At 37.6% G+C, this 18,581-nt stretch carries 18 protein-coding genes and 1 other RNA gene; 3 read left to right on the top strand and 16 right to left on the bottom strand.

What is annotated here, in order from left to right; genetic code table 11:
- Positions 1–9: 9 nt before the first annotated feature.
- The 10 genes from ACXYMZ_RS07735 to secG form a co-directional block, all read right to left on the bottom strand.
- Positions 10–312 (bottom strand): metal-sensing transcriptional repressor, encoded by a 303-nt coding sequence (locus ACXYMZ_RS07735; protein WP_458947808.1) that lies wholly within the window; start codon positions 310–312, stop codon positions 10–12.
- A 120-nt stretch (positions 313–432) separates the two neighbouring features.
- The gene (locus ACXYMZ_RS07730; RefSeq protein WP_458947807.1) at positions 433–1,143 is read right to left on the bottom strand and encodes a cytochrome c biogenesis CcdA family protein; all 711 of its coding nucleotides are present in this window, start codon (positions 1,141–1,143) and stop codon (positions 433–435) included.
- A gap of 391 nt (positions 1,144–1,534) precedes the next feature.
- Positions 1,535–2,752: a murein hydrolase activator EnvC family protein gene (locus tag ACXYMZ_RS07725; protein WP_458947806.1), complete on the bottom strand. Its 1,218-nt coding sequence runs from the start codon at positions 2,750–2,752 to the stop codon at positions 1,535–1,537.
- A gap of 313 nt (positions 2,753–3,065) precedes the next feature.
- Complete coding sequence (locus ACXYMZ_RS07720) at positions 3,066–3,716, bottom strand: hypothetical protein (RefSeq protein ID WP_458947805.1); 651 nt, start codon at positions 3,714–3,716, stop codon at positions 3,066–3,068.
- 486 nt (positions 3,717–4,202) lie between these two features.
- Positions 4,203–4,541: a transfer-messenger RNA gene (ssrA, locus tag ACXYMZ_RS07715) on the bottom strand.
- A 101-nt stretch (positions 4,542–4,642) separates the two neighbouring features.
- On the bottom strand, positions 4,643–5,110 hold the full coding sequence (smpB, locus tag ACXYMZ_RS07710) for an SsrA-binding protein SmpB (protein ID WP_458947804.1): 468 nt from the start codon (positions 5,108–5,110) through the stop codon (positions 4,643–4,645).
- An 82-nt stretch (positions 5,111–5,192) separates the two neighbouring features.
- A complete protein-coding gene (zupT, locus tag ACXYMZ_RS07705; protein ID WP_458947803.1) occupies positions 5,193–6,002 on the bottom strand; it encodes a zinc transporter ZupT in 810 nt (269 codons plus the stop codon).
- 263 nt (positions 6,003–6,265) lie between these two features.
- Positions 6,266–8,488, bottom strand: coding sequence for a ribonuclease R (gene rnr, locus ACXYMZ_RS07700; protein ID WP_458947802.1), 2,223 nt, complete (start codon positions 8,486–8,488; stop codon positions 6,266–6,268).
- A gap of 47 nt (positions 8,489–8,535) precedes the next feature.
- On the bottom strand, positions 8,536–9,282 hold the full coding sequence (locus tag ACXYMZ_RS07695; RefSeq protein WP_458947801.1) for an alpha/beta hydrolase: 747 nt from the start codon (positions 9,280–9,282) through the stop codon (positions 8,536–8,538).
- Positions 9,283–9,382: 100 nt separating this feature from the next.
- Positions 9,383–9,616 (bottom strand): preprotein translocase subunit SecG, encoded by a 234-nt coding sequence (gene secG, locus ACXYMZ_RS07690; RefSeq protein WP_458947835.1) that lies wholly within the window; start codon positions 9,614–9,616, stop codon positions 9,383–9,385.
- A gap of 160 nt (positions 9,617–9,776) precedes the next feature.
- On the opposite strand from secG, the gene ACXYMZ_RS07685 reads away from it, so the two are divergent.
- The 3 genes from ACXYMZ_RS07685 (at position 9,777) to ACXYMZ_RS07675 (ending at position 12,707) form a co-directional block, all read left to right on the top strand.
- Positions 9,777–10,697, top strand: coding sequence for an alpha/beta hydrolase (locus tag ACXYMZ_RS07685; protein WP_458947800.1), 921 nt, complete (start codon positions 9,777–9,779; stop codon positions 10,695–10,697).
- A gap of 25 nt (positions 10,698–10,722) precedes the next feature.
- Positions 10,723–12,435, top strand: coding sequence for a phosphoenolpyruvate--protein phosphotransferase (ptsP, locus tag ACXYMZ_RS07680; RefSeq protein ID WP_458947799.1), 1,713 nt, complete (start codon positions 10,723–10,725; stop codon positions 12,433–12,435).
- Between the two features lie 119 nt (positions 12,436–12,554).
- A complete protein-coding gene (locus ACXYMZ_RS07675; protein WP_458947798.1) occupies positions 12,555–12,707 on the top strand; it encodes a hypothetical protein in 153 nt (50 codons plus the stop codon).
- A gap of 110 nt (positions 12,708–12,817) precedes the next feature.
- Here the strand turns inward: ACXYMZ_RS07675 and ACXYMZ_RS07670 are convergent, their stop codons facing one another.
- The 6 genes from ACXYMZ_RS07670 to tpiA form a co-directional block, all read right to left on the bottom strand.
- Positions 12,818–13,711, bottom strand: coding sequence for an IS3 family transposase (locus ACXYMZ_RS07670; RefSeq protein WP_458947834.1), 894 nt, complete (start codon positions 13,709–13,711; stop codon positions 12,818–12,820).
- A gap of 11 nt (positions 13,712–13,722) precedes the next feature.
- A complete protein-coding gene (locus ACXYMZ_RS07665; protein ID WP_458947797.1) occupies positions 13,723–14,034 on the bottom strand; it encodes a transposase in 312 nt (103 codons plus the stop codon).
- Between the two features lie 210 nt (positions 14,035–14,244).
- Positions 14,245–14,817 (bottom strand): nitroreductase family protein, encoded by a 573-nt coding sequence (locus ACXYMZ_RS07660; RefSeq protein ID WP_458947796.1) that lies wholly within the window; start codon positions 14,815–14,817, stop codon positions 14,245–14,247.
- Between the two features lie 111 nt (positions 14,818–14,928).
- Positions 14,929–16,215: a phosphopyruvate hydratase gene (gene eno, locus ACXYMZ_RS07655; RefSeq protein WP_458947795.1), complete on the bottom strand. Its 1,287-nt coding sequence runs from the start codon at positions 16,213–16,215 to the stop codon at positions 14,929–14,931.
- Between the two features lie 59 nt (positions 16,216–16,274).
- Positions 16,275–17,816: a 2,3-bisphosphoglycerate-independent phosphoglycerate mutase gene (gpmI, locus tag ACXYMZ_RS07650; protein WP_458947794.1), complete on the bottom strand. Its 1,542-nt coding sequence runs from the start codon at positions 17,814–17,816 to the stop codon at positions 16,275–16,277.
- Positions 17,813–18,571 carry a triose-phosphate isomerase gene (tpiA, locus tag ACXYMZ_RS07645; protein WP_458947793.1) on the bottom strand — a complete coding sequence of 253 codons (759 nt, stop codon included), beginning with the start codon at positions 18,569–18,571 and terminating at the stop codon, positions 17,813–17,815. Before tpiA ends, gpmI begins: the two co-directional genes overlap by 4 nt.
- Between the last annotated feature and the right edge of the window lie 10 nt (positions 18,572–18,581).

The raw sequence follows: 18,581 nt of genomic DNA, 5'->3' as shown, positions 1-18,581 counted from the left end.
GGACCCCCTTTATTTAGAGATTTGCTTTAAAACATCTAATAATTCATCAATCATTGGTTCGCCATTACCTGTCTGCACCGCATCATGAACACAATGCTTTACATGTCGTTCAGCTACTTCAAATCCGACCTTTTTTAACGCGGCATTTATTGCACTAATTTGAACGAGTATGTCTACACAATAGCGATCTTCTTCCACCATTTTTTGGATCCCTCGTACTTGTCCTTCAATTCTTTTTAATCTATTTGTAACAGCTGTCTTTTCCACATCTGTTCTTGGAGTTACGGCATGCTCATGTAAAAAATTATCCATTAGCTTCACATCCTTTTATTATCTATCTATACTATACCCCCCTATAGTATATTGGTCAATAAAAAAGCACGCTCCCTTTTTCATATGAGAGGTCACTATCAAAGGGAGCAACTATCAAGTTTAAAACCCTGTAAATCCACCAAACCATGGAATTAATAGTTCAATGATAACTGTCAGCCAATCGAAGAATAAAATAATCCCCATAATAATCATCAATATTCCACCGATAAACATGAATTTTGCGGCGTATTTTTTGAAAAAATTGAGTCTGTCAATAAATAATGTCATCAGTAAAAATGGAACTGCAAATCCTAACACATAAAAGAACATATAGAATAATCCCATTCCTGGATTAACAACACCCATCGCAATTACTGCCGCAAGAATTGGTCCAGTACACGGTGTCCAGCCCGCAGCAAAAGCTATTCCTATGAGGACGGAGCCTAGATATCCAGCCGGGCGTCGACTGAAGTGAACTTTTCTATCCTTTAATAAGAAATCAAATCTTAATATCCCTACTAAAACCAAACCGAAAAACACTAAAATGATTGCGCCAACCTGTCTTAATAAATCTTGATAAATTAAAAAGAATCTTCCTATAAAAGTTGTTGATAACCCAATTGCTAGAAAAATAATTGAAAACCCGATTAGAAATAGTATCGTATGTGTAAAAGCTTTACTTCTAAAAATTCCGCGTCGATCAGATTTCAATTCGTCTACTGACATTCCAGTCACATAGGAAAGAAATGCTGGATATAGCGGTAGTGAACAAGGGGATAAAAACGATAATAACCCTGCACCAAAAGCTAATATCAACGAGACTTCTTGCATCGTCAACCACCTGCTTCCTGATATATACTTCAATTATAGCTGTCTTTTATATCCTATGCCTTGACGTGGGTCAAAATATATAACAAAGTTGCAAGCGCCCGTTTAACGACGAACAAACTGCGCCTCACAGGACGTGGGGTGGTTCAACGTTGTCACGTGATGTGGCGTTCTTAGTTGAACTTCCCCTTCTCGTTGAGATAAAGGAAACACGGCGAGGTACGAGCCGATGTTGACTTATCGATTGAAGGAGTGCGAAGTTTGATAGTCGTTGGGTGCTGGAGCCGGACGTGGCTATCCCACTATTAATATCAACACCATAGAAATTTTATAATTTCCTATATAACAAAAAAGAGTATCCTCAATTAAGAGAATACTCTTCAAGATTTATTTTTTAGTTTAAGTAATCCATTGGGTTTTGTAGGGCACCATTTTTTCTAACTTCGAAATGTAAATGGATTCCTGTAGAATTTCCAGTTGAACCCATGATACCGATAACTTGTCCTCTACTTACTTGCTGACCAACTTGAACTTGCATAGAAGAGAGATGTGCATATAATGTTTTCAGTCCATTGCTATGCTGAATTTCAATTCTGTTTCCAAAGCCGGCATAACTACCCACAGCAGTTACAACGCCACTTTCAGCAGCTAAAATATTGTAGTTACTAGGTCTAGCGATATCAATTCCATTATGGCTTCTACCCCATCTAGGACCAACATAACTTGAGATATACCCACCAACTGCAGGCCAAGCTAAGTAGCCACCACTATTTGATGAAGTACTCTTGCTTAAAGTAGATAGGTTACCTTTTGATGGTGCTGTGCTTGGTGGTGCTGGAGGTCTTGTTAAAGCTGTAATATTACTTTTAACTTTCTTTTCTAGTGAAACTAATTTATCATCTTCAAGTTTTAATTCTTTTACTTTATCGCGAAGATTTTTTTCTTTATTTTTAAGTTCAGATTGTTTGTTTTTTGCTTGTTTTTCTTGATCTTCTATAAGTGCTTGAATACCTTCAAGTTCTACTCTTAGCGTTTCTAATTCTTCTAGTTTCGTTTTAACTTCCACTTGTTTCTCTTCAACGACAACTTTATCAGCTTCGATTTGTTCCATTAAAGCAGTATCTGAATCAGTTACTTTAGAAATTGCAGTTACTCTACTAATAAAATCGCCAAAGCTTTGTGAACCAAATAGTACTTCGATATATGAAATGTTACCACCATTTTTTTGGTAAGCAACTGCTCTATCTTTTAAAATTTCAAAACGCATTTCAATTGCTTCTTCTAATTTTAAAATTTCTGCTTCAAGTGCTTCTATTTCTTGTTCTGTATTTTCGATTTCTTGTTTGTTTTCATTGATTGCTGCTTTGTTTTCTTCAATTGCATTATTAATTCTCTTAATCTCTACTTCAATTTCTTCTAACTCTATTAAAAGATCTGCAATTTCAGATTCTGCATCTGATAGATTAGATTTAAGACTTTTGCGTTCTTCTTGAATCTCTGTTTGTTTGTCTTTTAGCTCTTCTAAAGATTCTGCTGATGCTGGCGTACTGAAAAATACACTACCAAAACTTACCACAGTAACTGCGGCAACTGTTAATAAAGATTTCTTCAATTGACTCGTTCCCCACTTCCAACACAATCATTGCAATAGATCTTCTCTCTATCTAGTAATCATTTATATAAAGCAATATCGTGAAAATTGTATGTTTATGTCTTTCAAACTAAGGGTAGTATAACATGTTAAGATTTCATTTCGGTTATGGAAATATTACAGTTATATTTCATAAAACGACGAATTTTTCTTTATTCATGAAAAGGACTGTATTTTATTAGGGTAAATTGCCTTGTTTACGCCATAATTCAAGAAAATTTTACAAAAAGAGACGAATAAAGATCGCCGATGAAATTTCACCAGCGATCTTTATTTATTTTTCCATATGAATTTTTGTTAAAAGAAGTGAGGTGAGCAAAATGAGTTCAAACCCATTTGTACTTGCTTCACTTTCTAGTGGAATTGGAACAACACTACCGATTGTCATAATGATAGCACCTACAAACATCCATGCCCACCCACTAGTAATCCAAAGTATAAGTCCAGCTATTAGTAAAGCAGCAGTAATGAGTAAAATCATAATCGGTGGTCCACCTGAAGGATCAACTTCAGTATAGCGAAGTACACCATATTCCCATACTGCTTCTAACTCTAGTCCAATAATTTGTGTACGGAATTCGATAAAAATCAATATCCCAGTAAATATTATAGCAGAGTAATACGCAATTTTTGTTTTCGCCCACTTCGTATCCCCAGCTTGTAACACGCCAAGCGAGAATAAAACTAAGGTTGGTGTGAAAAGTCCATGACTCCAGTAACGGAGTAAATTCAGAGTTTCTAGTAAGTCACCTTCTCCAATGAACTTTCCAAGCGCCATGATACTATTATCATAAATTAATCCGATAAGAACTAAAAATAAAAAAGTACGTAATGACCAAAAGTTTCCTCTCGGCGATTTACTTATGCCCCATACGAGTAAAGCGATGTAAAGAATGGTATATAACGCAAATAGAAATGTATCCACAAATGACAGCTCCCTTTTTTATAGTGGGTAAGGTTAATATAAATCATTTATCATTTGTTTATTCGTATTTCCGTATATGGGGGATTTTAAACCGAGAATATTTCAGTAATTGTTTAAGAAGAAAATATTATTTGAAGAAATATTTTTTAAGTTTTAAATCCATTAGTTTTAAACATAAAAAAACCACCAACATTATGTATTGGTGGAGACGGTGGGACGTGCACTTCCATGCTTTCGTCATGGCACTGACTATATCTTGATCCTATTTTTAGGACCCTCGGCGTATTATACGAAATTTATATTTACCATCACTGGCAGTATTTCGTATCCTAGTACTACCAAATTGGCAGCCTATAAGTCGATACATGGCTGTTGGATTGCTCCACATACCACTCGGTATTGCCATTTTGCTAAATAAAGCAAATTAGGTTTCACCGATAAAGCCGAATTTTCACTTCTGTGTTACCACAAAAGGCGACTAATTACTAATCGAACCCACGTCCAGAGATATCGACACTCAGGCTTCTACACGTGTAGTTGATATATTAGTATTTCGCAATCCACTTGGCCTATCAACAGGCTTTGTGAATGCTAGTCTGATTGGTTTCAACCAACTATCCTCAGACGGTGGATGTTAGTTTAGCCTGCTTAAGTTTGAGACCCTTCAAAACGGCAACACAGGCGATTGCAGGAAGGATCCTCTAGTCAGTGCTTACGCAGCTGCTAAAGAAAGATTTTCGTTTTTGCCAATTATAGGCGATAACGTTTTACGAGCCGTAACCTCGACGCGCAACCTGAGCTCAACCTACCCCTGTCGAATCCTAAACGTCCCCATATGAATGAGAACAGCTAAGGTTAGCTTGAACTGTATATTGATTATAGCATAAATCATGTCACTTTTAAAGTACTGGGAATTATTACATCAATTACTGATTATATTCTTTCATTGCTCGATCAGCATCACGCTTCATTTGTTGATTTTTCTTATCGTCGCGCTTATCATATTGTTTCTTCCCTTTTCCAAGCCCAATTAATACTTTCGCGAATCCATTTTTAATATAGATTTTTAACGGAACAAGCGTGTATCCTTGTTGCTTTGTTAACCCAATTAATTTATCAATCTGTTTACGGTGCAATAAAAGCTTACGTGATCTTGTCGGGTCATGGTTATATCGATTCCCTTGCTCATACTCAGCTATATGAAGATTTATTAATTGTACTTCGCCTCTGTTATCGATACGCGCATGTGCATCTTTAATATTCACTCGACCCATTCTGAGAGATTTAATTTCCGTACCCTTAAGAACAATTCCTGCTTCATAGGTTTCTTCGATAAAATAATCATGTCTTGCTCTTTTATTTACTGCGATTGTACTTCCATGTCCTTTTGGCATACGTCCACCCCCTCATATCTAGCATAGACTTCTATTTTAACAAAAATTAGCATAGAAGCCAATTAGAAAATCTCGGTCCATTTTATTGTGGTAATAAAATTAAACTAATTGCCATTATCGCCATCCCTACAATGACACCATAAATGGACAAATGCGTTTTATCGTATTTCTTAGCTGCTGGCAGAAGTTGATCTAATGAAATGAACACCATTATCCCCGCCACCATAGCAAATATAATTCCAAAAACAAAATCATTTAGGAAAGGCATTAAAACAAGAAATGCAATAAGAGCACCGAGTGGCTCTGCTAATCCTGATAAAAAAGAAAGTTTAAATGCTTTCTTTTTATTGCCTGTTGCATAATAAATTGGCACAGATACAGCAATACCCTCGGGAATGTTATGAATCGCAACTGCGACTGCAATGGCAAACCCAATCGTAGGGTCTTGTAATGTAGCAACAAATGTAGCAATTCCTTCAGGGAAGTTATGAATAGCAATTGCTAATGCAGTGAAGGTTCCCATTTTCATCAGCTCTGGATCTTTGATTGCTTTACCAGGATTCCTCATATCTTCTACATTCTTAATTTCATGTGGATTCGAATGAGAAGGAATAAATTTATCAATTAACGCAATTATAAGCATACCTCCGAAAAAAGCTATAACTGTCCATGTATATCCTGGTGTTTCTCCTAATGCTGCAGTAAGTGAATCCTTTGCTTTGAAGAAAATTTCAATCATCGAAATGTAAATCATGACACCTGCAGATAAACCAAGTGAAAACGAAAGAAATTTTGTATTTGTTGTTTTTGTAAAAAAAGCAAGCAAGCTCCCAACACCTGTTGCAAGCCCTGCAAATAAAGTAAAGAGAAAAGCTAATAACACGTTTTCCATAGATACACCTCAATTTTAACAGTCGTAATTTTTACCGAGTCCAACTTTCATCATAAATTACTTTATCTGTATGATTCTATCTTGCTATCCGTTCACCCAATTATTCAAAGTAAAATAAGTATAATCGATAAGTAAGTTAGCTGTCAACAATTGTTTTTACCAAGGGCAACATTCAGAAAGATTTCTAGCTTATTATAGGCGATACATAAGAAATTGTGCATCTTTATAATATAAAAGTAGTGAGCATCGCGCTCACTACTTTTTTATCTACGTCTTTTTTTATTCTGGTTCTTTTTATGTTGATTGTTTTTCTTCTTCCGTCTACCTGGGATCTCTTGCTTACTAGAATCTGCTTTACGGTTAGAAAGTGATTCGATAAGTTCAAAATCAACCACTCGTTCTTCAATATTAACTTTTATTACCTTAACTTTTACCTCGTCGCCTACACGATACATTTTCGCGGTATGTTCACCAATTAATGCATGTGCTCTATCATTATAATGATAATAATCATCCACGAGATAGCTTACATGAACTAAACCTTCGACAGTGTTTTCTAATTCCACAAATAAACCAAAGTTCGTAACAGAACTTATCATGCCGATGAACTCTTCACCGATCTTGTCTTTCATGAATTCTGCTTTTTTCAGATCATCGGTTTCTCTTTCGGCATCAACTGCTCGTCTTTCCATTTCTGATGTATGTCTAGCTATTTCAGGAAGACGATTTTTCCAATCAGCTCTTGTTTTGCTATCCATTTGTTTATCAAAAAGATACGTTCGAATCAAGCGGTGCACAATAAAGTCGGGATATCTTCTGATTGGTGACGTGAAATGCGTGTAAAACTCAGTCGCAAGTCCAAAGTGACCAACACTTTCTGGATCATACTTCGCTTGTTTTAGTGAGCGAAGCATTAGTTTTGATACAATCATTTCTTCTGGTTCACCTTTAATACCTTCTAAAACTTTTTGCAATGCTTGTGGGTGAACTTCATTTGTTGTTCCTTTTACCGAAATCCCTAGTCCAGCTAAGAACTCAAAGAATCCTTCTAGCTTTCCTTCATCTGGATCTTCGTGTATACGATGAATAAATGGTACTTCTAGCCAGTGGAAATGTTCCGCAATTGTCTCGTTTGCAATTAGCATAAATTCTTCAATTAGTTTTTCACCAACTGCACGTTCACGGAGAATAACATCTGTAGCTGTCCCATCTTCATCGACAAGTACCTGAGCTTCTGGAAAATCAAAATCGATAGCCCCGCGTTCTTTACGTTTAGCACGAAGATTTGCTGCAAGCTTTTCCATTTCCTGAAACATTGGTACAAGTGGTTCATATTTTTGAATGAGTTCTTCATCTTTTTCCATAAGGATTTTATTAACATCTGTATAAGTCATTCTTTCCGTTGTGTTAATAACACTTGGGAAAATTTCATGACGTACAACTTCTCCTGCTGCGTTGATTTCCATTTCACAGCCAATCGTTAGACGGTCAACCTTTGGATTCAAAGAACAGATCCCATTCGACAAACGATGTGGAATCATCGGGATAACTCGGTCAACTAAGTAAACACTTGTACCGCGTGCATATGCTTCCTCATCTATTGGAGAGTCTTCCTGTGCATAGTGCGTGACATCTGCAATATATACTCCTAATTGATGATTTCCATTCTCTAAAACCTTAACAGATATCGCGTCATCTAAATCCTTTGCGTCTGCTCCATCAATCGTAACAATGACTTCATCTCTACGATCGACTCTACCTTCGATATCTTCAGGTGAAATCGATTCAGGTGTATTTGCAGCCTGTTCTAACACTTCTTCTGGAAAATCAATTGTGATTCCGTGTTTGTATATAATTGAGAGAATATCAATTCCAGGATCGTTTTTATGTCCTAAAATCTGTGTAACCTCTGCTTCAGCGCTGCTCCATTCTTCAGGATACTTTGTAATTTTCACAAGCACCTTATGACCGTCTATCGCACCATTTGAATTATTTTTTGGGATAAAAATGTCATTCGGAACACGTTTATCATCGGCAATTACAAATCCATAATTTTTATTGTCTTGATAGGTTCCAACAATCTCAGTAATTGCTCTGTTGAGAATTCTTACAACCGTTCCTTCTGCTCGGTCACGGTTATCCGATTGTTTTTCTCTTCTAACAAGCACCTTATCGCCGTTCATAGCTGATGCTAGATCTGATGGATTAATAAATATATCATCCATGCCTTCCTCTTCTGGAATTAGAAAAGCAAAGCCCTTCTTATGCATTTGGATTTTACCTAAAACAAGATTCATGCGTTCTGGTAGTCCGTAACGATTCTTTCTAGTACGGACGAGTTCACCAGATTCCTCTAATTCATTCAATGTCTTAACCAAATCCTTAAATTCCTCGGCATCTTGAATATGAAGCTTTTCTTCAATCTCTTCAACTTTTAATGGTTTATCTTCTTCTTCACGAAAAATTGTTAATAATTTTGTTTTCACATTCTCACCCTCTTTCTCTTTATTGTTAACCTTTTTGCTTTTTATAATCACTTTTCCCAATCTAAACTTTCTAGGAAATGATAAATATCTTCATGTAATATTTCTTTTTCATTATCTAAAGTAATGACATGGCCTGAATTCTCATACCATTTCATGTCTTTCTTATCAGATTCGACGTTTCCGAATATATAGTTAGCACTTTCTGGATTTATCATTTGATCCTTAGCAGCTTGTACAACAAAAGTCGGTGTATAAATCGTATCAATATTTTCTTTTACATCTTTGATTAAAGATTCAAGCCCTATAAAAACTTCTTTAGAATCTTCCATTAGTGCTGATACTTCTTTTTCAATTGTAGCTTCATCTTTGCCTTCTAACTGTTTATATTCCTTAGAGAAATCTTGGAAGCCTTGTGTGAGTTGTGTTTTATTATCAAAATACATTGGAGCACACATTGGGATAATCGCTTTTATTTGAGTTGTGTATGCTAATTTTAAACCAAGCACTCCACCTAGAGATAGGCCAATTACCGCTACCTCTTTATAACCGAGATTCTTCAAGTGGTCTAATGCCTTTTGGACATCCTCCCACCACTCTTTTGGATTTGAAGTGATTAGCTCTTCTGGGGGAACACCGTGCCCTCTGTAGATTGGTGCGTGGCTTGTATAACCCTTCTTCTCTAAAAACCTTCCAAGCATGCGTACATCTGCAGAATGACCTGTGAAACCATGTAGTAAAAGTGCGGCTCTGGGTCCTGCTTCAAATGTAAATGGCTTTGGCTGAACTATTTTCATCTTATCTAAACCCCTTATCATCATCTTTTCCCTATTTCTATATTTTTTATCATTTTAATCGAAAAAAACCCTTACCACAGATTGTGATAAGGGTCAGCTTTTATTGCAAGACATATGCACTTAAGAATGCAAGTACGAAAAACAAAATACCAGATACGATCGTGCTACGGTGTAAAACCAAGTCGATTCCTCTTGCTTTTTGTTTTCCAAATAACTGTTCAGCTCCACCCGAAATCGCACCAGATAGACCTGCACTTTGTCCTGATTGTAAAAGTACTAATACGATTAGGATGATTGCATTAATCACTAATAAAATATTCACTGCCATTAACATGGTTAAAATGATACCTCCTGTGCCAACAATAACTATCTTATACTTTATCACACTTGTATTTTATAAGGCAAGATAATTCTCATTTTAATGGTTTAAGTTTGCTCCGTATATTCCTTTTTCTATATGATAGATAATATATATAGTGACGGAGGCGATAGACATGCAAGATTCTTTCTGGTTAAAAGCAAGTGACGGATGTGATATCCACACCGTTTCTTGGGGAGCAGATCTAAAGCAAGCAAAAGCTATTGTTCAAATTTCACACGGAATGATGGAACATATCGGGCGCTACGATGATTTAGCTAGGAAACTGAATGCAGAAGGATATATCGTTTATGGCCATGATCATCGTGGGCACGGAAAAACTGGTGAGAAACAAGGACATTTAGGTTATATTTCAGATACGAATGACCTTAATATTCTAGTTGAGGATATGCATGAAGTTATACAACATGTTCAAGCAAAACATACAGATCTACCTATTTTTATTTATGGACATAGTATGGGTTCCTTTATTGCACGTATCTTTTTACAAAAGGCATCACATATACCGAGCGGAGCGATTTTATCTGGTACAGGATTTTTTCCAAAACTCACAGCAACTGTCGGGTTAAATATTGCAGCATTGCTCCCTCGTAAAGAGCAATCACATCTTATGAATGATATCGTCTTTGGCAACCACAATAGCAAAATTTTAAATTTCCAAACAGCCTTTGATTGGTTAACAAGAGATGATGAGATAGTAGCTGCATATGTAGAAGATCCTTTTACAGGTTACGTGCCTACTGCTGGTTTTTTTGCTGACTTACTTACAAGCATTCTAAGAATGCAGGATATGGTTAATAACCAAGATATACGCGCAGATCTTCCATTATTATTTTTAAGTGGGGATGCAGATCCGGTCGGAAATTATGGAAAAGGAGTCTTCCGTGCGGCACAGTTATATGCTGATTCAGGCTTAGACAATGTCTCTGTCATGCTTTTCCCTGATGCAAGACATGAGCTCCATAATGAAATAAACAAGGATGATGTTATCCACCATGTGACACAGTGGCTTCAAAAGCAATTGGATGAAATTTAGTTTTAACTCGAGGAGTGAATCAGGAATGCAAATCATACAGGGTTTTAGTGCAGCTCCAGGAATAGCAATTGCTAAAGTTTATAAATTAAAAACTGGAAATATAGATTCCTTGAATAAAGAAAAGCTCGGAGCCTCTGGAGAACTCGAAAGACTTGATGAAGCATTACGCTTGGCAATTATTGATGTTGAGCAGATAAAACAACGGACAATAGAAAAGATTGGTGAAGAAGAAGCTGAAATCTTTAATGCACATTTTTTAATTTTACAAGACCCAGAATTTCTGCATTCTATTCGAGATAAAATTGTGGATGATGGCTATGATGCAGAGTCAGCTTTACGTGAGGTTACGGAAGAATTTATTAGTCTCTTCAAGGCAATGGATCATGAATATATCCGGGAAAGAGCAATCGATATTACTGATGTATCTAGGCGTGTTTATGGTCATTTAGTTAACGAACCATTACCAGACTTTTCCGAGTCGCAAGAGGAAGTCATTATTATTAGTGACGATTTAACTCCTTCGCAAACAGCCGAATTTAATAATCATTATATCAAGGGGATTGCAACAAATTTTGGCAGTGTCATGTCTCACTCTACAATCCTTGCACGCATGCTCGAGATACCCGCAGTAGTTGGCGTTGAAAAAATTACAGAAAAAGTTCAAACTGGCGATACTGTAATCATTGATGGAGCTAACGGTACTGTGATTATAAATCCTAGCGCGGAAGTCTTAAATGAATATAAAATGAAAATGAATAAATTATCTCAAGATAAAATAGAAGAACAACTTTTTAAAGATGAAAGAACATTTACGAAAGATAAAGTGGAAATTGAACTTTTAGCAAATATATCTTCAGCAGATGAAGTGGATATGGCATTAAAGTATGGAGCTGAAGGGATTGGACTTTTTCGAACGGAATATATTTATATGGAAAGTGATGCACTTCCCACCGAAAATGAACAGTACGAAGCAATTAAATATGTTCTAGAAAAAATGGGGGATAAACCTGTTGTTGTTCGCACGCTTGATATAGGTGGGGATAAGAAAATTCCTTACATCGATACACCTATCGAGCGTAATCCTTTCCTCGGTTTTCGCTCGATCCGATTTTGCTTAGCAAACGAAGATATTTTCAGACCACATTTACGAGCTCTGATTCGAGCTAGTATTCATGGCGACCTTCGGATAATGTTTCCAATGGTAGCTACCTTAGAAGAATTCCGTGAAGCCAAATCGATTTTCTTGGAAGAGAAGCAGATGTTGATTGATGGTGGAGTGGCTGTTTCAGATAATATCGAGCTTGGAATCATGATAGAGACACCTTCAGCAGCTCTGCTTGCCCGACAATTTGCAAAAGAAGTTGATTTCTTTAGTATTGGAACGAATGACTTAATCCAATATACATTAGCAGCAGATCGAATGAATCTATGGGTTTCTAACCTTTATCAGCCATGTCATCCAGCAGTTTTACAACTAATTCACCTTGTCTATGAAGCAGCTAAAGCTGAAGGAATCTCGGTCAGCATGTGTGGAGAAATGGCCAGTGACCCAGTGGCAATTCCGATCTTACTCGGACTTGGACTTGATAAACTAAGTATGAATCCAGCTTCTGTATTAGCAACTCGTAAACTGATCCGCCGAGTGGATAGCGGGATTTTCTCTGAGAAAGTTGAAGAGATTCTTTCAATGGGGACGGCGGGGGAAGTGGAAGCGTTGGTGCGGGAGTTGAGGGGTTGAGTGCTCGGATTGAGATGTGGAGTGCGTGAATTGGTGGTGCGGGTGCTCGGATTGAGAGCTGTGATGCGCGGATTGGACTGTGGAGTGCTCGAATTGAGGACTGTGATGCGCGGATTGGAGTGTGGGGTGCTCGAATTGAGGGCTATGATGCGCGATTTGAGTCCAGGGGTGCTCGGATTGAGAGCTGGGTTGAGCGAATTGGCTTGGCTACTGATCGAATCGAGCACTGGATCGAGCGAATTGGCGGGATGATTGGACTTCTGTCAATATAATAGACATCAATAGCTCTCTCATTGAGCCACTTTTCTATCTTCCGCGCGACTCATTCGAGTCACTTGGATGCCTCTGCGTAAAGGAATGAACCAATATCACATTCATTCCTTTACGCAGAGGATAATTGCTCTCTAGCGATCCCTCGGTGCTGGCTCATTTCATAGCTTAATATTTTCTCTTTTGGGCTCATATAATCCAGTGACGAATGCATTCGCTTCTCGTTATAAAATTTGATATAAAATTCTATTGCTAAAATGGCTTGTATTTTTGTCTCAAAAACACACTTATACAAATACTCTTTCTTCAACGAAGCGAAAAAGCTTTCCATACAGGAATTATCGTAGGGGTTACCTTTACGACTCATGCTAATCGTCGCACCAGCTTCTACCAGTGTTTCTACGTAATCATTTGCGCAATATTGCGATCCTCTATCGGAGTGATGAATCCATCCTTCTTTCGGCTGGCGTAGTGTTATCGCTTCTTTCAACGCTCCTAAAGACAATTCTTTTCTCATGTGATCAGCGATTCTGTAACTAATAATCTCACGTGAAAATAGATCCATGACGGGATTTAAATATAAAAAGCCTTCTCCAGTATGAATATAGGTGATATCCGTCGCCCAAGCTTGGTTCGGTGCGCTTTGTTCAAATTCTTGATTAAGTTCATTAGGGAAAAATGGCTGTGTATGATCTGAGTCCGTTGTAGCCACATAAGGTTTCGGTGGAGTTGCGTATAAATCCAGTTGTTTCATGCGTTCTCCCACTTTCCTTGGAGAAACTTTAATCTCTTCCTTCTTCAAAAGTCTATAGATTCTCGGACTACCGTAAAACCCATGATTATCAAGGAAATGGAAAACAATACGCTCGTCTAAATGACGGTTGAATTTCTCCCTTTCCGTCTCTTCACGCTTTAAACGTTTTTCATACGCATAGTAACCTGATCTTGATACACCTAAGACTTTACACATCTTCACAATGGTGTGTTCCTTTTGATGTTCATAGATGAACGCAAATTTTACTTCCTTTCTTGCGTGAAGATGTGCATCGCTTTTTTTAGGATTTCGTTCTCCTCTTCTATATCAAGCCTTTCTTGACGTTCTTTCTCATATAACTCTTTATACTCTGTCGCTGTCAATAGCTGAAGTTGACCTTCTTTTTTTGCTGCTAATTGTTGCTTCTTTAAGGTCTGCACCCAACGTTTCAACGTGCCATATGGAACACTTAGTTTCTCACTTATTTCCCTCATATTATGACCATCTAAAACAACCATTTTCGCTACATACTCTTTGAATTCACTACTGTATGTTTTATGCTCTTGTTTACTCACCTTGAACACGTCCCTCTCCATATTTAATCTAGTTAAACATGGCTCAATTGGTATGTCCACTATTTATACTAACTCAATGATTGATCGATTTGAGTGCCACGTCGATCGAATTGGCTACTAGGTCGAGCGATTTGGCCCTAAGATGGAGCGAATTTACATCGAGCTCAAGACAAGCCAACCTGCCAAGTCACATTCCTCAACAACCTCCAATTAGCCCTCAACAACCTCCATAAATTCTTCCACAGGCATTCTCTCCCTAAACCGAGTCACTCTATCTGGATAACCCATCTGTAACACCGCAGCTATCTTATGCCTCTCTGGATCTAGTCCGACATCCTTTATAAATGCTTCGTCATGCATATATGGCGTGATAGTCCAGAGTATGCCTACGTTTAGTTCCCATGCTGCAAGTTGGGCATTTTGAATAAACGCTGCTACCGATGCGTATTCTTCTTCGTTTCGTACAGGATCTAGTTGTCTCTCAAAGTAAATCAAAGCATGATGCGGGATTGTTAAAAGGAAGTTAGCAATTGACTCACCTGCACTCGGATTATTTGCTTTCAATAGCCCACTGCGCTGATAACTTTTAATAATTGCATCTACTAAATGCTTCTTGCCAGCTCCTTGGTAAAGCTTGATTCTCCACGATTCCGTCATATAATGTGTTGGAGCATAAGATGCATATGTAAATATTTCTTTTAAAAGATCTAAATTAATTTCTTCATTCTTAAATGTAAGTGTTGAGCGACGAGATTTTATTGTATGTAAAATATCTTTGTTCATATCTATTTCCCCCTACCAACCCGAAAATCCATTTTCAAAGCTTTTTATCACCAAATGACTATTAAAATATCCTAGACAAGAAACAACTTCTTGTCTAGGATTTATTTTATCTTATTTATTTAAATTGTAAAATGCTTGTGCTCCTGCGTACTCGCCGATACCAGCAAGTTCATCTTCAATGCGGAGAAGCTGATTGTATTTTGCTACACGATCTGTACGAGATGGTGCGCCTGTTTTAATTTGGCCTGCATTTGTTGCTACTGCAATATCTGCAATTGTCGCATCTTCTGTTTCACCAGAACGATGTGAGATTACAGCTGTGTAGCCTGCACGTTTTGCCATTTCGATTGCTTCAAATGTTTCTGTTAGCGTACCAATTTGGTTAACTTTAATTAGAATAGAGTTTGCAATTCCTTTTTCTATACCTTCAGAAAGTTTCGCTGTATTTGTAACAAATAAATCATCGCCAACTAGTTGGACGCGATCACCAATACGCTCTGTTAGTAGTTTAAAGCCGTCCCAGTCGTTTTCATCTAGCCCATCTTCAATAGAAATAATCGGGTATTTATTGACCATTTCTTCATACCAATCAACCATTTCAGCTGATGTACGAACAAGGCCTTCACCTTTAAGATTGTACTTTCCATCTTCAAACATCTCTGAAGCTGCAACATCCATTGCAAGTTGAACTTCTTCACCTGGTTTGTAGCCAGCTGCTTCAATTGCTTCCATAATCGTTTGTAGCGCTTCTTCATTTGATGCAAGGTTAGGTGCAAATCCACCTTCGTCTCCAACAGCTGTATTTAATCCTTTGTCTGTTAGAACTTTCTTTAAGCTATGGAAAATTTCTGTCCCTACGCGTAAAGCTTCTTTAAATGTAGGTGCTGCGACAGGCATAATCATAAACTCTTGGATATCTACATTATTATCCGCATGCTCGCCACCATTTAAGATGTTCATCATTGGTGTAGGTAAAGTTTTCGCATTGAACCCACCTAGATAATTATACAAAGGCATATCTAAATAGCTAGATGCCGCATGTGCTGCAGCCATTGAAACACCTAGAATAGCATTTGCACCAAGTTTCGCTTTATTTTCTGTTCCATCAAGTTCGATAAGTAGTGCATCAATAATATTTTGTCGTGTTACATCTAAACCGAGAAGTTCAGGACCAATAAGATTATTTACGTTATTGACTGCTTTTTCTACGCCTTTTCCTAAGTAACGACTTTTATCCCCATCTCGTAATTCAACTGCTTCATACTCACCAGTTGAAGCTCCACTAGGAACAAGTGACGCACCGAAGCCTCCTGATTCCGTTGAAATTTCTACCTCTATTGTTGGGTTTCCACGTGAATCCAATACTTCTCTAGCATAAACATCTGTTATATATGGCATTTACAAATCTCTCCTTTTTTATAATTAATATAGTTATATACAAAGCTTTAAAAAATAAATCATCTAATAATTAAAGATTCACCTGTCATTTGCTCCGGTTTTTCTATATCTAGAATATCCAATAGTGTAGGTGATAGATCTGCAAGTATGCCACCATTACGAAGCATATAATCTTTGTTTGTAACAATAACTGGTACAGGGTTTGTCGTATGAGCAGTCATTGGCTCACCGTCCATCGTAACTACTTCGTCTGAATTCCCGTGGTCTGCTGTAATAATTGCTGTGCCACCTAGCGCAGTTATTTTATCAACAATCCGACCTAAACACTCATCCACAGCTTCAAGTGCTTTAATTGTCGGGCCGAGTTTCCCTGAATGACCAACCATATCTGGGTTAGCAAAGTTCAGGATAATTGCCTGGTGTTCACCTGTATCTAATTCTTTAAGTAGTGTATCAGTTATTTCATAAGCACTCATTTCAGGTTGTAAATCGTATGTTGCTACCTTAGGAGAGTTTATTAGTATCCGTGTTTCACCTGGAAACTCTTCATTTCTCCCACCACTCATAAAATACGTAACATGTGGATATTTTTCAGTTTCGGCTATTCGTAATTGATTTAAGCCGTTCTTAGAAAGTACTTCACCAATTGTATGGTCGAGATTATTTGGAGCAAATGCAACGAACCCATTTAGAGATTCACTGTAATTAGTAAACGTTACAAAGTCGATATCACTAGGTACATTTTCTCCACGATCAAAGTCGCGGAAATCTGCATCAACAAAGGCCTGTGATATTTGTACGGCACGGTCAGGTCTAAAATTATAGAAAATAATAGAATCATTATCTTCTATACAGCCTACAGGTTCATCATTTTCATCAACGATAACAGAAGGAATAATAAATTCATCATGAATTCCTTTTTCATAAGAGTCCTCAATAAGGTCGACTACATTTTTGTATTTCGGACCCTTCCCTTGTGTCATCGCTTCATAAGATTTCTTGACGCGCTCCCAACGACGGTCTCTATCCATCGAATAATATCGACCAGAAATCGTTGCGAACTCTCCAACACCTAGCTCTTTCATTTTATCTTCCGTCTGTTGAATATATGTTAACGCTGTTTGCGGACCAACATCTCGTCCATCTAAAAAAGCATGGATATAAACTTTTTCAAGTTCGTTGGCTTTCGCTAGTTCAAGCAGCGCGAACAAATGATTAATATGGCTATGCACACCACCATCAGATAAAAGTCCAAATAGGTGGAGGGCTTTTTTATTTGCTTTCGCTTTATGGATTGATTCCAGGAAAGCTCTAATTTGATAAAAATCTCCTTCACGAATTGCGAGGTTAACTCTCGTTAAACTTTGATATACGATTCGTCCGGCACCAATATTTAGATGTCCAACTTCAGAATTTCCCATTTGACCTTCAGGCAGGCCTACAGCTTCCCCACTTGCAGTGAGTTGGCTATGTGGATACGTTGCCCAATAGCGGTCAAAGTTTGGCATTTTAGCTTGTTTTATTGCGTTTCCAACTTCTTCATCTCGCATCGCAAAACCGTCGAGAATGATTAAAGCAGCTAATTTATCTTTGTTACTCATTTAGTACCTGCCTCCACTAATTGTAAGAAAGATTCAGCTTCAAGACTTGCGCCACCAACCAATGCGCCATCAATATCAGATTGCTCTAATAGTTCATTAATATTAGCTGGTTTCACACTACCACCATACTGAATGACTACTTGGTCAGCAGTTGCTTCATCCGTCAACTCTTTAATGACGCGGCGAATATCAGTACAGACATCATTTGCTTGTTCACTAGTAGCAGTTTTTCCTGTACCAATTGCCCAAATCGGCTCATAAGCAATAATTGTTTTAGCAATTTCATCATGAGAAAGCCCTTCTAAAGCAGCAGTTACTTGTTCTCGTACATGTGCTACCGTTTCATTAGCTTCTCGTTGTTCTAATGATTCACCTACACAAATGATAGGAACTAACTGGTGTTGATGTGCAGCGACTGCCTTCTTATTTACAGTGTCATTTGTTTCAGCAAAGTATTCTCTTCTTTCAGAGTGCCCAATAACTACGTGAGTAACACCGATATCTTTGAGCATAAGAGGACTTACTTCTCCTGTATATGCGCCACTTTCCTCAAAATGCATGGTTTGTGCTGCAATTTTTACTCCCGTATCTTTCGTTTGATCAACAAGCGATTTCAAATATGGGAATGGCGCACAAATAATTGCCTCAACCTTATCTGAGTTTGTAAATTTATCTAGAACTTTTTCCGTGAAATCTACGGACTCACTTAATACTTTATTCATCTTCCAATTGCCTGCAATAACTATTTTACGCATTGTTTTAACC

Source organism: Oceanobacillus sp. CAU 1775 (assembly GCF_054482815.1).
Note: the sequence above shows the minus strand (reverse complement) of the source record. Positions and strands in the feature narration are given on the sequence as shown.

Excerpts from the sequence above, each read along its gene's own strand:
- gpmI (WP_458947794.1), bottom strand. The coding sequence starts at position 17,816 with ATGAGTAACAAAGATAAATTAGCTGCTTTAATCATTCTCGACGGTTTT.
- ACXYMZ_RS07660 (WP_458947796.1), bottom strand. The coding sequence starts at position 14,817 with ATGAACAAAGATATTTTACATACAATAAAATCTCGTCGCTCAACACTT.
- ACXYMZ_RS07735 (WP_458947808.1), bottom strand. The coding sequence starts at position 312 with ATGGATAATTTTTTACATGAGCATGCCGTAACTCCAAGAACAGATGTG.
- tpiA (WP_458947793.1), bottom strand. The coding sequence starts at position 18,571 with ATGCGTAAAATAGTTATTGCAGGCAATTGGAAGATGAATAAAGTATTA.
- zupT (WP_458947803.1), bottom strand. The coding sequence starts at position 6,002 with ATGGAAAACGTGTTATTAGCTTTTCTCTTTACTTTATTTGCAGGGCTT.
- ACXYMZ_RS07685 (WP_458947800.1), top strand. The coding sequence starts at position 9,777 with ATGCAAGATTCTTTCTGGTTAAAAGCAAGTGACGGATGTGATATCCAC.
- ACXYMZ_RS07730 (WP_458947807.1), bottom strand. The coding sequence starts at position 1,143 with ATGCAAGAAGTCTCGTTGATATTAGCTTTTGGTGCAGGGTTATTATCG.
- smpB (WP_458947804.1), bottom strand. The coding sequence starts at position 5,110 with ATGCCAAAAGGACATGGAAGTACAATCGCAGTAAATAAAAGAGCAAGA.
- ACXYMZ_RS07695 (WP_458947801.1), bottom strand. The coding sequence starts at position 9,282 with ATGAAAATAGTTCAGCCAAAGCCATTTACATTTGAAGCAGGACCCAGA.
- secG (WP_458947835.1), bottom strand. The coding sequence starts at position 9,616 with ATGTTAATGGCAGTGAATATTTTATTAGTGATTAATGCAATCATCCTA.
- eno (WP_458947795.1), bottom strand. The coding sequence starts at position 16,215 with ATGCCATATATAACAGATGTTTATGCTAGAGAAGTATTGGATTCACGT.
- ptsP (WP_458947799.1), top strand. The coding sequence starts at position 10,723 with ATGCAAATCATACAGGGTTTTAGTGCAGCTCCAGGAATAGCAATTGCT.